The organism is Thermocrispum sp. (assembly GCF_002919275.1).
In the GTDB taxonomy this organism is placed as follows: Bacteria; Actinomycetota; Actinomycetes; order Mycobacteriales; family Pseudonocardiaceae; genus Thermocrispum; species Thermocrispum agreste.
The window spans coordinates 22,032-38,935 of record NZ_PKFA01000048.1 but is presented as its reverse complement, the minus strand read 5'-3'; the positions used below and the strand labels follow the sequence as shown (position 1 = coordinate 38,935).

The following is a 16,904-nucleotide window of genomic DNA, read 5'->3' as shown; positions in this document are numbered from 1 at the left end:
GCTGCGGGCAGCATGCACCGTGGGGTCGTCCCCTCGGGTGACGGGTACGGGTCAGCGGACGCCCGCGACGCTGAGTTCACCCGGCCGCGAGGCCACTCGCCGCACCAACGACTCCACGATTTCACCAGCCCGCACCGCGCAGTTGGAGAGCAACGACGAAGTGATGCCGTGCGTGTGCTCGGTGCTTCCGCCCTGGAGATACACCGCCGGCCGCACGCGGTCGTCGGTCACCACGCGGTAATCGCGGGTGACGCGCAGCCTGCCGCAGTCGTCGCGGTGACAGCAACGGGCCAGCTCACCGAGCAGTGGCAGGGAGTCGTCGCAACGGTAGCCGGTGGCGAACACCGCCGCATCGGCGTCGAGCACCGTCCGCTCGCCGGTGGTCATCGACTCCACGGTGACCAGCGCGCCCCGCCCGGTGTCCACCACGTCGACCGTGCGGCTGACGTTGAACCATCGCAGCCGCTGGGTGCCGAGGACCTTCTCCCGGTAGGTCCGCCGGTACAGCTCCTCGATCAGGTCCAGATCGACCACCGAGTAGTTGGTGTTGGCGTGGTAGTCCATCAGCTTGCGCTTCATCGGCTCCGGCGCGTGGTAGAACTCGTCCACCGTGGCCGGGTCGAAGATCCGGTTGGCCAGCGGGCTGTCGTCGGCGGGGCTCAGCCCGAACCGGGAGAACACCGCGCACACCTCGGCGCCCGGGAACTTGTCGTGCAGGAAGGCGACGACCTCCGCGGCGCTCTGCCCGGCGCCGACCACGACGAACCGCTTGGCTCCGGCGGGGTCGACCGCGTCGATGCGGTGCAGCAGGCTGCTGCTGTGCCAGATGCGTTCCGCTTCCGGAACCCCCGGCGGCATGCTCGGGATCAGCCCGGTGGCCAGCACCAGGTTGCGCGCCCGGTACACCTCGCCCGCGCTGGTGATCACGTCCAGGGAGACGACCTCGCCGTCGTGTTCCACCGGGCGCACGCCGGTGACCTCGCAGCCGTAGCTGACCTGGTCCCGGAACGCTTCGGCGCACCAGCGGAAGTAGTCGTCGAATTCGGCGCGCAGCGGGAACAGGGTCTTGTGGTTGATGAAGTCGACCAGCCGGTCCCTGGCGTGCAGGTACGACAGGAAACTGAACCGGCTGGCCGGATTGCGCAGCGTCACCAGGTCCTTCAGAAACGACACCTGCATGGTGGCGTCGTCGATCAGCATCCCGCTGTGCCAGGCGAACGATTCCTGCCGCTCCAGGAAACGGGCGGTCACCACCGGGTCGCCCGGCCCGCGTTGCTCCTCGTACTCGGCCAGCGCGATGGCCAGCGCGAGGTTGGACGGGCCGAAGCCCACCCCGACGACGTCGTACACAGGCGTTGGGTCTTCCACAGCAGGTGACATATCCCGTCCGCTCCGTAGCCGGTCGTGGAACGGAGGTTAGACTAACCTAAGTTAGGCTTGCCTTCATTACTGCCACAGGGGTGACGTTGATCTCGCCGTCTCGCCACCGGCGGTCGCGCGCCGACCAGCACGAAGGAGGAAGCCGATGCGAATAGTCATGTTCGGGTACCAGACCTGGGGTCACCGCACGCTGCGGGCCCTGCTGGACTCCGAGCACGAGGTGGCGCTGGCGGTCACCCACCCGCCGTCCGAGCACGCCTACGAGCGGATCTGGTCGGACTCGGTGGCGGATCTGGCGGCCGAGCACGGCGTGGAGGTGGTGATCCGCAACCGCCCGGACGACGACGAGCTGTTCGGCAAGCTCAAGGAGATCGACCCGGACCTGATCGTGGCCAACAACTGGCGCACCTGGATCCCGCCGCACGTCTTCGAGCTGCCCCGGTTCGGCACGCTGAACGTGCACGACTCCCTCCTGCCCGCCTACGCCGGCTTCTCCCCCATCGTGTGGGCGTTGATCAACGGGGAGAAGCAGGTCGGCGTGACCGCGCACATGATGAACGAGGAACTGGACGCCGGCGACATCGTGGTGCAGAAGGCGATCGACGTCGGCCCCAGGGACACCGCGACCGACCTGTTCCACCGCACCGTCGAGCTGATCGAGCCGGTGGTCCGCGAAGCGCTCGAGCTGATCGCGTCCGGCAAACGCGACTTCACGCCGCAGGATCCGGCCAAGGCGAGCTTCTTCCACAAGCGGTCGATCGAGGACAGCAGGATCGACTGGAACTGGCCGGCGGAGGACATCGAGCGGCTGGTGCGCGCGCAGTCCGACCCGTACCCGAACGCGTTCACCTACCACAACGGCAAGCGGCTGCGCATCGTGCGGGCGTCTGTATCGCAGCGCCGGTACGGCGGGACACCCGGCCGCATCTTCATCCGGGAAGGCGACGGCGTGGTGATCGTCGCGGGAGCCGACGCTCGCTACGGCCGTAACCGCGGACTGCGCATCGAACGGGTGCGTACCGAGGACGGCACCGAACTGGCCGCCACTGAGTACTTCCGCAGCATGGGTGGGTATTTGACGGCGCACCCGTGAAACTGGCCGAAAATCGTTGCTGCGCCCGGCCCGCCGCTGTGGTGACATGGGACACACCGACGGCGAGCTGTGAGGAGGCGTTCGACGTGCGTGTCCCCTTGACCATCGCGGACTTCCTCGACCGCGGCGAGTTCGGTTTCGGCCACCGGACCGCCGTAGTGGACGAAGCGCAGCAACCGGCCGACCCCGTGCCCGAGACCACCTACGCCGAGTTCGCCCGGCGGGTGCGGGCCTGGCAGGCCGGCTTCGACCAGCTGGGCATCGGCGAAGGCGAACGGGTGGCGGTGGTCAGCCACAACTCCGCGCGCCTGCTCGAGCTGCTGTTCGCGGTGCCGGGCAGCGGCCGGATCTGCGTACCGGTCAACTTCCGGCTCAAGCGCGACGAAGTCGACTTCATCCTGCAGCACTCCGGTGCCTCGGTGCTGCTGCTCGATCCCGATCTGGCCGAGACGCTGGACGGCATCGGTCCGAAGCATCGGTTCGTGCTCGGCGCGCAGACCGAGCAGGAGCTGATGCGGTTCGACACCGAGCCGCGCCCGTGGTCGGAGCCGGACGAGGACGCCACGGCGACGATCAACTACACCTCGGGGACGACGGCCAGCCCCAAGGGCGTCGAGCTGACCCACCGGAACATCTGGATCAACGCGGTGACCTTCGCCATGCACGTGCGCGCGTGGGAGCGCGACGTGTACATGCACACACTGCCGATGTTCCACTGCAACGGCTGGGGCATGCCGTTCGCGCTGGCCGGCCTCGGGGGCAAGCAGGTCGTGCTGCGCAAGGTCGACGGGACGGAGATCTTGCGCCGCGTCCAGGAGCACGGGGTGACGTTGATGTGCGGCGCCCCGGCGGTGTGGAACATGGTGCTGGACGCCGCGCGGGACTGGGAGGGCGAGATCCCCGGCCGCGACCGGGTGCGCATCGTATGCGCGGGCGCGCCTCCGCCGTCGCGGACCATTCAACGGCTGCAGGAGGAGCTGGGCTGGGAGTTCCTGCAGATCTACGGCCTGACCGAGACGGCACCGCTGTTGACGTTCAACCGCACCCGCCCGGACGACGACGACCTGTCCGCGGAGGAGAAGGCGCACAAGCTGTCCCGGGCCGGCCTGCCCGCGCTGGGCGTCCGGCTGAAGGTGTCCGACTCCGGCGAGGTGCTGGCCCGCGCCAACGTGGTGCTCAAGTCGTACTGGAACAACCCGCAGGCCACCGAGGAGGCACTGGCCGACGGCTGGTTCCACACCGGCGACGGCGGATCGTTCGACAAGGAGAACCACCTGGTCATCTCCGACCGGAAGAAGGACGTGATCATCACCGGCGGGGAGAACGTGTCGTCGATCGAGGTGGAGGACGTGCTGTTCAGCCACCCGGCGGTGGCCGAGGTGGCGGTGATCGGCGTGCCCGACGACAAGTGGGGCGAGACGATCAAGGCGCTGGTGGTCAAGGAGAAGGACGCCGAGGTCACCGAGGCCGAGCTGATCGCGCACTGCAAGCAGCGGCTGGCTGGGTACAAGGCGCCGACGTCGGTGGAGTTCCGGGAAAGCATCCCGCGCACCGCAACCGGCAAGGTGCAGAAGTTCAAGCTGCGCGAGCCGTACTGGCGCGGCCACCACCGCCGGGTGAACTGAACCCCGCGCGCCCCGACCGACGGGACCAGCCCACCGCCGACGCCAGGCACGGCCAGGACGCACGACCCACCGGGAACAGGGAACCCGGCAGGCCGCCGAAGTGCAGAAGCTCAAGCTGCGCGAGCCCTATCGGCACGGCCACCACGCCGGGTGAACTGAACCCCGCGCGCCCCGACCGACGGGACCAGCCCACCGCCGACGCCAGGCACGGCCAGGACGCACGGCCCACCGGGAGCAGGGAGCCCGGCGGGCCGTGCTGGTCATGCACCCGCCGGGAGTGCCGAATCGGGCACCTCGGCGGGCTTCGCCTTGACGAGGTTGTCCCGGAACGTGGCGTCGGCGATGCCGAGCGTGGCAGCGCCGAAGTCGGCGGCGACCAGCTTGTCGCGGATGCCGTCGGGGAAGCCGTTCCAGCCGACCAGGGCCGGGTAGTGCCAGCGGCCGGAGTGGTTCTCCGGCTCCTCGTCGTGCCTGGCCAGCCGGAAGCAATGGGTGCTGAGCCCGTCCTTGTGGTAGACGATCTTGGCGTGGGTGCCCTCCCACGCCACCGCCGATGCCGGGTGCACGGCGTACTTGCCGTGCTCCGAGGTGGCCACGTAACGGGCCTGGTCGTCGAAAACCCAGATCACGACGTGCTCGATGTCGTGCCGGTGCCCGCAGCAGTCCCAGCCGGGAACGGCCTGGTCCTTCTCGAAGTACAGGTCGTACAGGTAAGCGCACCATCCACTGGAGTCGCAGTGGGCGCGGGCGTAGGCGTTGCTGTTGTCCAGGTCCCAGCTGTCCCGGCACTGGCCGTTGAGCGCGCCGGAGTTGTTCAGGCCGGGGTTGAGGGTGCCGTCCGGGCCGATCGCCGGCGTCGGGTAGCAGCCGTCCTTGTCGTAGTCGAATGCCGGCTGCCACTTGCCTTCGTCCGGGGTGTGGTTGGCGGGCAGCGCGGGAGGTGGGTCGGCGAGCGCGGCGGGCGCGGGCGCGACGAGCAGCGCGGCGGTCGCCGCCACCAGTACCGCCAATCCCCGCGTGATCATCGCGCGTTCCGACTCCTCCCGGTCGAAATGCGCTGACGGTACAACGCCTGGCGTGCGGGCACGACCTCCGGAAGTCGGGTCTTCCCCGGCGGACCGGCAGGTGTGCGCGGAGTTCCCCCGCGCTGCGGGCGGTCTTCCCGCGGTCTTCCCGCGGTCAGCCCGCGGCCGCCCGCAAGCCGTCGAACGCCACCTGGACCACCATGTCGGCCAGATCGTCGGCGGCCCACTCCCCCTCCGGCCGGTACCACTCGATCAGCGAGTTGACCAAGCCGAACAGCAGGCGCGCCGCCGTGCCCGGGTCGAGGTCCGACCGGATGTCGCCGTCTGCCTGCGCCTGCCGTACCAGGTCCGCAACGCGGCGGTCGAACTCGCGGCGCCGGTCGAGCGCGGCTCGCTCGACGGAGGTGTTCCCGCGCACCCGGAGCAGCACCGTGACGTACGGCAGGCGGTCGGACAGCACGTGCACACTGCCGCGGACCAGCCGCTCGAGCCGGCCGACGGCGGGTCCGTCGGCCGCCTGCACCTCGTCGGCGACGGCGAACAACCCGTCCAGAGCGCGGTCGACGATGAGCCGGAGCAACTCCTCCTTCCCTGCGACGTGGTGGTAGATCGCCGCCTTGGTCAGTCCGAGCCGCTTGCTCAGCTCTTCCATCGACGTGCCGTCGTAACCGCGCTCGTAGAACAGGTGCGCGGCGACTTCGAGAACCTGCTCCAGGTCGTAGCCGGGGCGACCGCGCCTGCCCGGCTTCCGCTGCGCCGTGCCGGTCACCGTCCGTTCACCTGCACGACTCGGCTGCGGCCGCGGAACTCCGCGACCACTTCACCGTCGACGCCGCCACGCCGCACGGTGACGTCGTAAATGCCGTTGCGGCCGTAACGGGTGCGCTCCTCCGCGACGGCGTACAACTCGTCGCCCTCGTGCACCGGAGCCACGAAAGTGATGTCGGCTCCGGACGCGACCGTCGTCGGGCCATGGCTGTTGCAGGCACACGCGAACGCGGTGTCGGCCAGCATGAACACGTACCCGCCGTGCACGATCCCGTGGCCGTTGACCATCCGGCTGGTCAGCCGCATGCGTACCACCGCGTGGCCTACCCGCAAGTCGACCAATTCCATCCCCAGCGCCGTGGAGGCCACGTCCGCCTCCAGCATGCGCCGCGCGGCACTTTCCGAACCCATGCGGACACGCTATCATTAATTACTAAACGATCGGTAGGTAATTCACCGAGGAAACGGGAAGGTCTCGCGATGGCACCCTTGCGCAGCTATGTCGCCGGCACCTGGTTCACCCCCAGCGACGAAGGGGCGCCACTGCGCGACGCTGCGACCGGCGAGGAGGTCGCCAGGATCTCCACCACCGGCGTCGACATGGCCGCCGCACTGGAGTACGGCCGCACCGTCGGCGGGCCGGCGCTGCGCGAGCTCACCTTCCACCAGCGGGCGGCACTGCTCAAGGTGCTGGCGTCCCACCTGCGCGAGCATCGCGAGGAGCTGTACCAGCTGTCCTACCGCACCGGCGCCACGCTCGCGGACTCCAAGTTCGACATCGACGGGGGCATCGGCGTGCTGTTCTCCTACAGCAGCAAGGGCCGCCGCGAGATGCCGAACTCGCACGTCTACCTGGACGGCGCGCTCGAGCCGCTGAGCAAGGGCGGGACCTTCCACGGCCAGCACATCGCCACCCCGCTGCGCGGTGTCGCGGTGCAGATCAACGCGTTCAACTTCCCGGTCTGGGGACCGCTGGAGAAGTTCGCGCCCGCGTTCGTGGCCGGGGTACCGAGCCTGATCAAGCCGGCGAGTCAGACCGCGTACCTGACCCATCGCCTGGTGGAGCTGATCGTCGAGTCGGGCATCCTCCCCGAGGGGTCGATCCAGCTGGTGTGCGGCCCGGTCGGCGATCTGCTCGACCACGTCACCGAGCAGGACGTGGTGGCGTTCACCGGCTCGGCGTCCACCGCGCAGCGCCTGCGCACGCACCCGGCGATCGTGCGCAACAGCGTGCGGTTCAACGCCGAGGCCGACTCGCTGAATCTGTCCGTCCTCGGCCCGGACGCCAAGCCGGGCACCACCGAGTTCGACCTCTACGTCAAGCAGCTGGTCACCGAGATGACCGTCAAGGCGGGCCAGAAGTGCACGGCGATCCGCCGCGCCTTCGTGCCCGCCGAGCTGATGGACGCCGTGGCGGAAGCGGCAGCCGAGCGACTGGGCAAGGTGACGGTCGGCAACCCGGCGTCGGAGAACGTGCGCATGGGCGCGCTGGCCAGCCTGGAGCAGCGCGAGGAGGTGCGGCGCTCGCTGAAGGCGCTGACCTCGGTGGCCGACATCGTCTTCGGTGACCCGCAGCGTGTCGACGTGGTCGACGCCGACGCCGAGCGCGGCGCTTTCATGTCCCCGGTGCTGCTCAAGGTGACCGATCCCGAGCTGCGCGAGCCGCACCAGGTGGAGGCGTTCGGCCCGGTCTCCACGCTCATCCCCTACACGTCGGCCGAGCAGGTCGTCCGGCTGGGCGCGCTCGGCGAAGGCAGCCTGGCCGGCTCGGTGGTCACCGCCGACGAGGACTTCGCCCGGGAAGTAGTGCTCGGTGTGGCGCCGTGGCACGGCAGGCTGCTGGTGCTCGACGCCGACGACGCCAAGGAGTCCACCGGCCACGGTTCGCCGCTGCCCGCCCTGGTGCACGGCGGCCCGGGCCGGGCAGGCGGTGGCGAGGAAATGGGCGGGGTGCGCGGCATCCTGCACTACATGCAGCGCACCGCGGTGCAGGGCAGCCCGAAGATGCTCAGCGCCGTCACCGGTACCTGGGTGCCCGGCGCGCCGCGCAACGAGGACGTGCACCCGTTCCGCAAGTCGCTGGCCGAGCTGCGGGTCGGGGACTGCGTGGTGGCGGGCCCGCGCAAGGTCACACCGGAGGACATCGAGCACTTCGCCGAGTTCACCGGCGACACCTTCTACGCGCACACCGACGAGGCAGCGGCGGCGAAGAACCCGTTGTTCGGCGGCATCGTTGCGCACGGCTACCTGGTCGTGTCGTTCGCGGCCGGCTTGTTCGTCGACCCGGCACCGGGACCGGTGCTGGCCAACTACGGCCTGGAGAACCTGCGCTTCCTGACGCCGGTCAAGCCGGGCGACGAGCTGACCGTGACGCTGACCTGCAAGCAGATCACCCCGCGGGAGAACGCCGACCACGGCGAAGTCCGCTGGGACGCCGACGTCACCAACGCCGCAGGCGAGTCGGTCGCCAAGTACGACGTTCTGACGCTGGTCGCCAAGGAGTACCCCGCCGAGGACGCGGGAGGGAAGCGATGACGACGACGAACACCGCACCGGCCGCCGAGCCGGTCACCGAGCTGGAAGAGCACTTCAACCGGACCATCCAGCGCGATCAGCGCATCGAGCCGCGCGACTGGATGCCCGAGGGCTACCGCAAGACGCTGATCCGGCAGATCGCGCAGCACGCGCACTCGGAGATCATCGGCATGCAGCCGGAGGGCAACTGGATCACCCGCGCCCCGTCGCTGCGCCGCAAGGCGATCCTGCTGGCCAAGGTGCAGGACGAGGCGGGCCACGGGCTGTACCTGTACTCGGCCGCCGAGACGCTCGGCGCGGACCGGGGCGAGCTCACCGAGCGGCTCCTGGCGGGCAAGCAGAAGTACTCGTCGATCTTCAACTACCCCACGCTGACGTTCGCCGACGTCGGCGTGATCGGGTGGCTGGTGGACGGCGCGGCGATCTGCAACCAGGTCCCGCTGTGCCGAAGCTCCTACGGCCCGTACGCGCGGGCGATGATCCGCATCTGCAAGGAGGAATCGTTCCACCAGCGGCAGGGCTACGAGCTGCTGATGACGATGATGCGGGGCACCGAGGAACAGCGCCGGATGGTGCAGGACGCGGTGAACCGCTGGTGGTGGCCGTCGCTGATGATGTTCGGCCCGCCGGACGACCAGTCGAAGCACACCGCGCAGTCGATGGCGTGGAAGATCAAGCGGCACACCAACGACGAGCTGCGGCAGAAGTTCGTGGACATGACCGTGCCGCAGGCCGAGGCGCTCGGCGTCACCCTGCCCGACCCGGAGCTGAAGTGGAATCCCGAGCGCGGCCACTACGACTTCGGTCAGATCGACTGGGACGAGTTCCAGCGGGTCATCAGCGGCAACGGGCCGTGCAACGCGCAGCGCATCGCCGCCCGCAAGCGCGCCCACGAAGAAGGCGCGTGGGTGCGGGAGGCCGCCGCGGCCTACGCCCGCAAGCAGCGGGAGCGGCAGCAACGTCAGGAGGCGGCAGCATGAGCAGTGCCGGCAAGGCTTCCGAACAGGCGACCACCGAGAAGGTGCGCCACGAGTGGCCGCTGTACGAGGTGTTCGTGCGGTCCAAGCGCGGGCTCAACCACGTGCACGTCGGCTCACTGCACGCCGCCGACGATGAGATGGCGTTGCGGCACGCGCGTGACCTCTACACCCGGCGCAACGAGGGCGTGAGCATCTGGGTGGTGAAGGCGGAGCACATCGCCGCGTCCAGCCCGGACGAGAAGGACCCGTTCTTCGCACCGTCGGCGGACAAGGTCTACCGGCACCCCACCTTCTACGACATTCCCGAGAACGTCCCGCACATGTGAGCGGGGGTAGCGACGTGGCTTTCGACAACGCCTACGAGGCGATCACCGAGGAGAACGACGCCCGGTGGGCTTACGGCACCGGGTTCACCGACCCGCTGGCCGGTGTGGACACCACCGTGCCCGCGGACGTGGACGGCGGCGACCTGGCCACCTACTGCCTGATGCTCGGGGACGACGCGCTGATCCTGTCCCAGCGCATGCAGCAGTGGTGCACCCGTGCGCCGGAACTGGAAGACGAGATGGCGCTGGCCAACATCGGGCTCGACCTGCTCGGCCAGGCGCGCATGCTGCTGACCAGGGCGGGCAAGGCCGACGGCAGCGACCGCACCGAGGACGAACTGGCGTTCTTCCGGCCTGAGCACGAGTTCCGCAACGTGCGCCTGGTGGAGGCCCCCAACGGCGATTTCGCCTTCTCCATGGCGCGGCTGCTGGTGTTCGCCACCTGGCGGCTGGTGCAGTTCCAGCGGCTGGTCGACTCGATCGACCCGGTGCTGTCGGCGATCGCGGCGAAGGGCGTCAAGGAGGTCACCTACCACCGGGACTACGCCGCGCAGTGGGTCATCCGTCTCGGCGACGGCACCGAGGTGTCGCACGAGCGGATGCAGGCGGGGCTGGACGCGGTGTGGCCGCTGGTCGGCGAGCTGTTCGAGCCGCATCCGGTCGAGCTGCGGCTGGACCGGGTCGCGGTGGACGTCCGCGAGCTGCGAGCCGAGTTCGACGAGGTCATCGACGAGGTGCTGGCCACGGCCGGCTTGACCAAGCCGGAGGCGGCCCCGATGGCCAGGATCGGCGGCAAGGCGGGCCGGGACGGCGTGCACACCGAGGCCATGGGCTACCTGCTGGCGGAGATGCAGTCGGTGGCGCGAGCGCATCCGGGGGCGACATGGTGACCACCGAGGTGACCGAGCGGACCGGCCGCGCCTACCAGGTGGCGGCCCGGGTGACCGACCCCGAGCTGCCCATGCTGACGCTGGCCGACCTGGGCGTGCTCCGCGACGTGACCGAGGAGGACGGGGTGGTACGCGTGACGATCACCCCCACCTACAGCGGCTGCCCGGCCATGGACACCATGCGTGACGACCTGGTGCACGCGCTGCACGAGGCCGGGTACCGCGAGGTCGACGTGCGCATGGTGCTGCAGCCGCCGTGGAGCAGCGACTGGATCACCGAGGAAGGCAGGCGCAAGCTCGCCGAAGCGGGCATCGCCCCACCCGGCCCGGCGCCGCGCCGGTCCGGCCCGATCCCGTTGACGTTGACCCCGCCGTCGAGCCGGGCGGCGTGCCCGAAGTGCGGCTCGACGGACACCGAGGAAATCGCCCGGTTCTCGGCGACGGCATGCAAGGCGATGCGCCGCTGCCGGTCGTGCGCCGAGCCGTTCGAGCACTTCAAGGAGCTGTGACGTGACCGTTTCGGCCCCCGCCCCCGCCCGCACGCGGTTCCACACGCTGACCGTCGCCGACGTCACGCGGTTGTGCGAGGACGCGGTCGCGATCACCTTCGACGTGCCGGAGCACCTGGCGGCGGAGTACGCGTACCTGCCGGGCCAGTCGCTGATCGTGCGCCGGGTGATCGACGGCGTGGAGGAGCGGCGCAACTACTCGATTTGCGCGCCCGCGGGCGCCAAGCCGCGCATCGGGGTGCGCCAGATCCCGGATGGGCTGTTCTCCACCTGGCTGGTGCACCAGGTCCGGCCCGGCGATCGGATCGACGTCTCGACGCCGACCGGGTCGTTCACGCCGGACGTGGACGTGCCCGCGCACCACGTGCTGATCGTGGCGGGTTCGGGCATCACACCGGCGCTGTCCATCGCAGCGAGTGTGCTGGAGCATCCGGAGACGACCGTGACCATGCTCTACGGCAACCGCCGCACCAGCACGGTGATGTTCGCCGACGAGCTGGCCGACCTGAAGGACAGGTACCCGCAGCGGTTCACCTTGATCCACGTGCTGTCCCGTGAACCGCGCGACGTGGAGTTGTTCAGCGGACGGCTGGATGCCGACCGGGTGCGTGCCATCATGCCGCTGCTCGGCGGCACGGACCAGGCCGACCACTGGTGGCTGTGCGGGCCGTTCGGCATGGTCACCGACATCCAGCAGATGCTGCGGTCGGAGGGAGTGCCGCGGGAGCGGATTCACCAGGAGCTGTTCTACGTGGGCGACCTGCCGCCCGAGCCGGTTCGGCACCCGGAGCCGGAAGTGGAGGGCGCCAGCAGCGAGGTGGTGATCCGGCTGGACGGCCGCACCACCACCGTGGTCACCCCGCGCCACTCGTCGATCCTCGACGGCGCCCAGCGCGCACGCCCGGATCTGCCGTTCGCCTGCAAGGGCGGAGTGTGCGGGACGTGCCGGGCCCGGGTGACCGACGGCAAGGTCGACATGCGCCGCAACTTCGCCCTGGAAGACGACGAGGTCGACGCCGGGTTCGTGCTGACCTGCCAGTCCTACCCGGTCAGCGAGCGCGTCACGGTCGACTACGACGCCTAACCCGGGCGCCGGGCCAGCGGCGACGAGGCAAGCATGAAACGGGCTGCCACACCCGCCCCAGACGACAGCCACCGAGGCAACGGCAAACCGCCAGCCCCCAGGATCGAAAGCACCCGGCGGCCCGTCCTCATGCTACGGACCCGGAAGCCCGCAGCCTTGATCAGGCTTCCGGAAGGCTGAACTCCCCGGCGCGCACACCCGCCTCGAACGCACGCCACTCATCGGCGGTGAAGCGCAGCACCCCACCCTCGGGGTTCTTGCTGTGCCGCACGAGCACCGCGCCCTCCACAGCGGTCATGTTCACCTCGACACAGCTCCCGGCGGAGCCGCTGAAGCTCGACTTGAACCAGCCAGGGTGATCGACAAACCCCGCATCCCGACGCTCGACGTCGCTCATGTCGCCTCTTCCAACTCCTGTCGAATCCGCTTGATCAAGTCTGTCGCATCCACCGCGACAGACTCCAGCTGGGCTCGCGCCTTGAGGTACGGCTTGGTCGCCTCGTCTTCGGTCAGCCACACCACCGAGGAGTCCTGTTCGAGTTGCACCAGGGCCTCGGCGTCGTCGCCGAACTCCAGCAACACGAAACCACCGACTTGGCCACGGTAGACCCGCGTTCCCATGGGGATCAGACGGATGCGCACATTCGGCCGCTGGGACAGGTCCAGCAGCTTGTTGAGCTGCTGGACGTGCACCTCGGGATCCCCCGGGGACGCTCGAAGAGCATGCTCGGTGATGAACGCGGTGTAGGGGATGCCGTCGTCCAACCGCTGCTGCCGGCGAGCCCGCATCGTCAAGCGCACCTCGACGGCATCCTCGGCGAGATCGTCCGCCGTCGTCATCCACGCCCGGGAATACGCCCGGGTCTGCGTCAGGCCGGGCAGGATGAGGGCGCCCCACTCGGTGATCGCCGTCGCCTGTTCCTCGAACTCGGCGAGAAGACCGATGTCATCGGGCAGCCCGGGCATGGTCCGCTGCCACCACACCGGCTGTGTCAGGGCGCGGACCTGCAGCTGGATCTGAGCACGCACCGTCGGGTCGGTTCCGTAGATGCCCAGGAGGGTGGCGATCTCCTCCGGGTCGTACGGTCCTCTCCCCTTCTCCATGTTGTGCAGCCGCTGGTGATGCTTCATGCCGAGCTTCCGGGCAGCTTCCCGCACATTGAGACCGGCCCTGTGCCGAGCACGGGCCAACGTCCGTCCCAGCCGGACAGCCTTGATGTTGGGCACCAATCCCTCCCCCGGGTGAACATGACGTTGTCGCACTTAGTGCGACTCGAAATCCTTGGCCACGCCCTGCTCGACGATCGACGTGCCGACGGCTCGCTGTCACCTGAGCGGCTTCGCGAGCTCGCAGGCATTTGCGACTCGATGTCCGCGTTGCTGGACAACCGCGCAGACGAACTCGACGAGCAACGCGTGGTCATCGGCACCTTCGATTCCCACAAGCTCCCGGACGGCGTCGTCAGCCCTGTATTTCCGCCTGCACAGCACCCGACCCGACCTGGCGGCGCCGACCGGGCTCCATCCTCCTCGGACAGCGGGCATGGCCGGGATGGCATCCGCCTCATCGAGACGGCCGGGGATCGTCCCCCGGAGCGTTAGCGAGGCCTTCTCCTCGGCTCTCCCGTCTCGGCCTACCGCCCCTTGAACACCGGGTCGCGCTTCTCGGCGAACGCCCGCACACCCTCGGTGGCGTCCTCCGACGCCAGCGCGGCCGCCGCGATGTCGGCCTGCTTGGCGAACGCCTCGGTGGTGGACCAGTCGCTCGACTCGTCGACGATGCGCTTGCTCACCTCCACGCTGATCGGCGCGTTCCCGGCGATCCGCTCGGCCAGCTTCAGCGCCGCATCCAGCACCGACTCGGCCGGGGCCAGCGCATTGATCAACCCCAGCTCGGCCAGCCGTTGCGCGGGCATGGGGTCGCCGGTCAGCGCCATTTCCATCGCGATGTTGCGCGGCAGCCGTTCCCGCAGCCGCATCACCCCGCCCGCGGCCGCGGCCAGCCCCCGCTTGGGCTCCGGGAGCCCGAACTGCGCGTCCTCGGCGGCGACGATGAGATCCGCGGCCAGCGCCAGCTCGCACCCACCGGCCAGGGCGTGCCCTTCCACAGCGGCGATCAACGGCTTCTTCGGCGGCACCGCGGTCAACCCGAGCGGGCCGCGCTTCTCGGTGACCGGGAACTGACCACGAGCGGCGGCCTTGAGGTCCATGCCGGCGCAGAACGAGCCCCCCGCTCCGGTGAGGATCGCGACCCGGGCGTGCGGATCGGCCTCGAACACGTCGATGGCCCGTTCCAGGGCGGCCGCCGTGGCCACGTCGATCGCGTTGCGGACCTCCGGCCGGTTCAGCGTGATAATCATGGTCGGCCCGCGCCGTTCGGTCAGCACCGGCGGCGGCGGGGGTTCGGGCAGTTCCACGCTCCCTTCGCCGAGCGTCACGGTGCCGTCCTCGGCGATGTCCACCGGACGCCCGACCGCGTCCGTGTCGAGCAACGTCTCGATCACCTCGGCCTGCGTGGTCCGCAGCAGCGCGCGGGCTCCGTCCGGGGCCAGCACGCTCAGAATGGCCGCCTCGGGCTCCCCTTCCCTGCTGTACGGCACGGTGTAGGCCTCCACCACGGCCGGTCCGTGGTAGTCGGTCCGCACCGGCCGGGCAGGCGGATGCTCGATGACCGGTTGCAGGTGCCGGAACGGACGCTTCGGCGGTTTCGCCGAATAGACCCCCAGGGCGTGTTTGGTGAGATACCAGCCGAGCGAGGTGGCCAGGCCGTACGCCTCGGGCTCGGCGCGCAGCAACGGCACCAGCGAAGCCACCCCGTGGCTGCCGTAGTTGTTGCCCGGACCGCCGCCGAACGTCAGCCCCCCGGTGACGGTCAGCGGCCGGTCCGGATCGTCGGTGGGCAGGCCGAGCTCCTTGGCGGCGATCTGCACGGCGGACGGGAAGCACGAGTAGAGGTCGACGTGCTTGAGCTGGTCCGCGGTGACCTCGGCGTGCTCCATCACCGCCCTGCCCAGCGCGTTGATCGCCGGTGACGCGGCCAGCCAGGCGCGGTTGGCGACGAACCACTCGTCGTGGCCGGAGGCGCCGGCGTGCACGAACACCCACTTCTTCTGCGGGATGCCCGCCGCCTCCGCGGCCGCCGCGCTGCACATGATCAACCCGGTGGCCAGGTCGACCTGCAGGTTCGCGCACATCAGCTTCGTGTAGGGGGCGGAGACCATCCGGTTGTCCTTGCTCGGCGTGACGATCTCCTCCGCGCTGAATTCCTGCGGCTGCCACGCGTACGGGTTCTTCGCCGCCACGGCGGAGAACCGTGACCACATCCGGCCGACCGCGTCCCGGTGTTCCTTCGGGTCACGCCCGGACTGTGCCCGCACCGCGGTCTCCAGCAGCGCATACATGTAGATCGGCATGCCGAGCCCGACGGCGGTCTCCGCCTCGTGGTTACCGGGCCGGTCGATGCCCACCACCCTGGTGGGCCGGACGCTCGCGTCCTGCACCGGCCAGTCCGGGGTGCCGTCGGTCGCGGCGAGCGTGGCCCCGGCTTCCGCGCCGCTGAGCAGTACCACCGACGCCGCACCGTCCGCGATGGCCTGCGCGGCTTCGTTGATCAGCAGCTGTGCGCCGTCACCGCCGAGCGGAGTGGACTGCACCGTGCTCTTCGGCTTCGCGCCGACTCCTTCCGCCACGGCCGCGGCCTGATCGTTGTAGGTCCACGACGCGCTGGCCACCGCGTACACGGCATCGGCGCTGCGGAGCAGGTCGCCGCCCGCTCCCGCGTCTTCCGCCGCCCGGCGCAGCGCGACCACGGACAGGGCGGCCGGGTCCTTGGTGCCCCCTTCTCGCTGCACCACCTGACCGACACCGACCAGCACCGGGGTGTTGGGATCCAGCAGTTCGCCGGTGGCCTGATGCTTCACCGGCGCACGCCTGGCCCGGCCCGGCGAGTCCTCGTTGGCCAGCACCCCGGCCAGCTGCGCCAGCGACGCTTCCAGCTCGTCGGTCAGGCTGCGCAGCACGGACGCCCCCATGGGTCCCTTGATCGGCTGCCCGTCCAGCCCGGCGTCGAAGAAGACCTTGGCGCCGTCGGGATGTTCGGTCACCGTGATCCAGAAGGCGAACTTCACCCCCATCGGGCCGAGACCGTGCAGCTCCAGCCCGCTGTCGCCGACCGAAACGACCGTCCAGGTCACGTCGACCGGGATGCCCATCACTCTGGCCTGCTGGACGAACGTCTCCCCTTCGCGCGCACCCTGCGGTGCTTCCCCGCGCCATCCGGTGTGCGTGGTGAGCCATTCCGGGAAACGGCCGGGATCGGACACGAACGCCAGGGTGTCCGCCACGGAGGCCGAGACGACCTGCTCGGCGTGGGTGTGCGCGGCCCACTCGGCGAGCCCGGCAGGCGGCTGGTACCCGTCGGCCCCGTCGGCACCGGACGACTGCGCGGCACCGGGCTCGCCGCCGGGCCCGGCGGCCCGGTGGGCTCGGCGCGAACGGCCGAACAACCCGCGCAGAAGTTCCCGTCGCACGCGCTTGTCGGACGCTGCCGCCTTGGTCAGCTGCCGAGCGCCGCGCAGCTGAGCACGAACCTTGCGCAGTGCGTCGCTCATCGGCCCTCCACTTACCGTCCGTTCGGAATGTATGTTGGGGCATTGTGGCTCACCAGGGCGCAGCGCGACTGATTTCTTC

General features: G+C 69.8%; 16 protein-coding genes. 9 read left to right on the top strand and 7 right to left on the bottom strand.

The features are described from left to right. Positions 1–51 precede the first annotated feature (51 nt). On the bottom strand, positions 52–1,380 hold the full coding sequence (locus CXP56_RS10960; protein ID WP_028847741.1) for a lysine N(6)-hydroxylase/L-ornithine N(5)-oxygenase family protein: 1,329 nt from the start codon (positions 1,378–1,380) through the stop codon (positions 52–54). 145 nt (positions 1,381–1,525) lie between these two features. On the opposite strand from CXP56_RS10960, the gene CXP56_RS10955 reads away from it, so the two are divergent. Then, positions 1,526–2,473: a methionyl-tRNA formyltransferase gene (locus CXP56_RS10955; RefSeq protein ID WP_028847740.1), complete on the top strand. Its 948-nt coding sequence runs from the start codon at positions 1,526–1,528 to the stop codon at positions 2,471–2,473. An 86-nt stretch (positions 2,474–2,559) separates the two neighbouring features. Next, positions 2,560–4,098 (top strand): AMP-binding protein, encoded by a 1,539-nt coding sequence (locus CXP56_RS10950; RefSeq protein WP_286900998.1) that lies wholly within the window; start codon positions 2,560–2,562, stop codon positions 4,096–4,098. Positions 4,099–4,358: 260 nt separating this feature from the next. On the opposite strand, the gene CXP56_RS10945 is transcribed toward CXP56_RS10950, so the two are convergent. From CXP56_RS10945 to paaI, 3 genes are all read right to left on the bottom strand, one after another. After that, a complete protein-coding gene (locus CXP56_RS10945; protein ID WP_028847738.1) occupies positions 4,359–5,123 on the bottom strand; it encodes an NPP1 family protein in 765 nt (254 codons plus the stop codon). Positions 5,124–5,277: 154 nt separating this feature from the next. Beyond that, a complete protein-coding gene (locus tag CXP56_RS10940; protein WP_028847737.1) occupies positions 5,278–5,892 on the bottom strand; it encodes a TetR/AcrR family transcriptional regulator in 615 nt (204 codons plus the stop codon). Next, positions 5,889–6,275: a hydroxyphenylacetyl-CoA thioesterase PaaI gene (paaI, locus tag CXP56_RS10935; RefSeq protein ID WP_084609273.1), complete on the bottom strand. Its 387-nt coding sequence runs from the start codon at positions 6,273–6,275 to the stop codon at positions 5,889–5,891. The genes CXP56_RS10940 and paaI overlap by 4 nt, the downstream gene beginning before the upstream one ends. A gap of 96 nt (positions 6,276–6,371) precedes the next feature. Between paaI and paaZ the strand changes: the two genes are divergently transcribed. The 6 genes from paaZ to paaE are packed head-to-tail and all read left to right on the top strand — an operon-like array spanning position 6,372 to position 12,215. Next, positions 6,372–8,426 carry a phenylacetic acid degradation bifunctional protein PaaZ gene (paaZ, locus tag CXP56_RS10930; protein WP_286900997.1) on the top strand — a complete coding sequence of 685 codons (2,055 nt, stop codon included), beginning with the start codon at positions 6,372–6,374 and terminating at the stop codon, positions 8,424–8,426. After that, positions 8,423–9,406, top strand: coding sequence for a 1,2-phenylacetyl-CoA epoxidase subunit PaaA (gene paaA / locus CXP56_RS10925; protein ID WP_051310165.1), 984 nt, complete (start codon positions 8,423–8,425; stop codon positions 9,404–9,406). Before paaZ ends, paaA begins: the two co-directional genes overlap by 4 nt. Further along, a complete protein-coding gene (gene paaB, locus CXP56_RS10920) occupies positions 9,403–9,732 on the top strand; it encodes a 1,2-phenylacetyl-CoA epoxidase subunit PaaB (protein WP_051310164.1) in 330 nt (109 codons plus the stop codon). The genes paaA and paaB overlap by 4 nt, the downstream gene beginning before the upstream one ends. A 14-nt stretch (positions 9,733–9,746) precedes the next feature. Then, positions 9,747–10,622: a 1,2-phenylacetyl-CoA epoxidase subunit PaaC gene (gene paaC, locus CXP56_RS10915; protein WP_028847732.1), complete on the top strand. Its 876-nt coding sequence runs from the start codon at positions 9,747–9,749 to the stop codon at positions 10,620–10,622. After that, complete coding sequence (gene paaD / locus CXP56_RS10910; RefSeq protein WP_038045026.1) at positions 10,616–11,131, top strand: 1,2-phenylacetyl-CoA epoxidase subunit PaaD; 516 nt, start codon at positions 10,616–10,618, stop codon at positions 11,129–11,131. The genes paaC and paaD overlap by 7 nt, the downstream gene beginning before the upstream one ends. A gap of 1 nt (position 11,132) precedes the next feature. After that, positions 11,133–12,215 carry a 1,2-phenylacetyl-CoA epoxidase subunit PaaE gene (paaE, locus tag CXP56_RS10905; protein WP_028847730.1) on the top strand — a complete coding sequence of 361 codons (1,083 nt, stop codon included), beginning with the start codon at positions 11,133–11,135 and terminating at the stop codon, positions 12,213–12,215. Positions 12,216–12,375: 160 nt separating this feature from the next. Here the strand turns inward: paaE and CXP56_RS10900 are convergent, their stop codons facing one another. Both CXP56_RS10900 and CXP56_RS10895 read right to left on the bottom strand, forming a co-directional pair. Beyond that, the gene (locus CXP56_RS10900) at positions 12,376–12,612 is read right to left on the bottom strand and encodes a DUF397 domain-containing protein (RefSeq protein ID WP_028847729.1); all 237 of its coding nucleotides are present in this window, start codon (positions 12,610–12,612) and stop codon (positions 12,376–12,378) included. Then, complete coding sequence (locus CXP56_RS10895; RefSeq protein ID WP_169725244.1) at positions 12,609–13,442, bottom strand: helix-turn-helix domain-containing protein; 834 nt, start codon at positions 13,440–13,442, stop codon at positions 12,609–12,611. Before CXP56_RS10895 ends, CXP56_RS10900 begins: the two co-directional genes overlap by 4 nt. A gap of 21 nt (positions 13,443–13,463) precedes the next feature. On the opposite strand from CXP56_RS10895, the gene CXP56_RS10890 reads away from it, so the two are divergent. Then, positions 13,464–13,817 (top strand): hypothetical protein, encoded by a 354-nt coding sequence (locus CXP56_RS10890; protein WP_286900996.1) that lies wholly within the window; start codon positions 13,464–13,466, stop codon positions 13,815–13,817. A 32-nt stretch (positions 13,818–13,849) separates the two neighbouring features. On the opposite strand, the gene CXP56_RS10880 is transcribed toward CXP56_RS10890, so the two are convergent. Continuing rightward, positions 13,850–16,825 (bottom strand): type II toxin-antitoxin system Rv0910 family toxin, encoded by a 2,976-nt coding sequence (locus CXP56_RS10880; RefSeq protein WP_353744546.1) that lies wholly within the window; start codon positions 16,823–16,825, stop codon positions 13,850–13,852. Between the last annotated feature and the right edge of the window lie 79 nt (positions 16,826–16,904).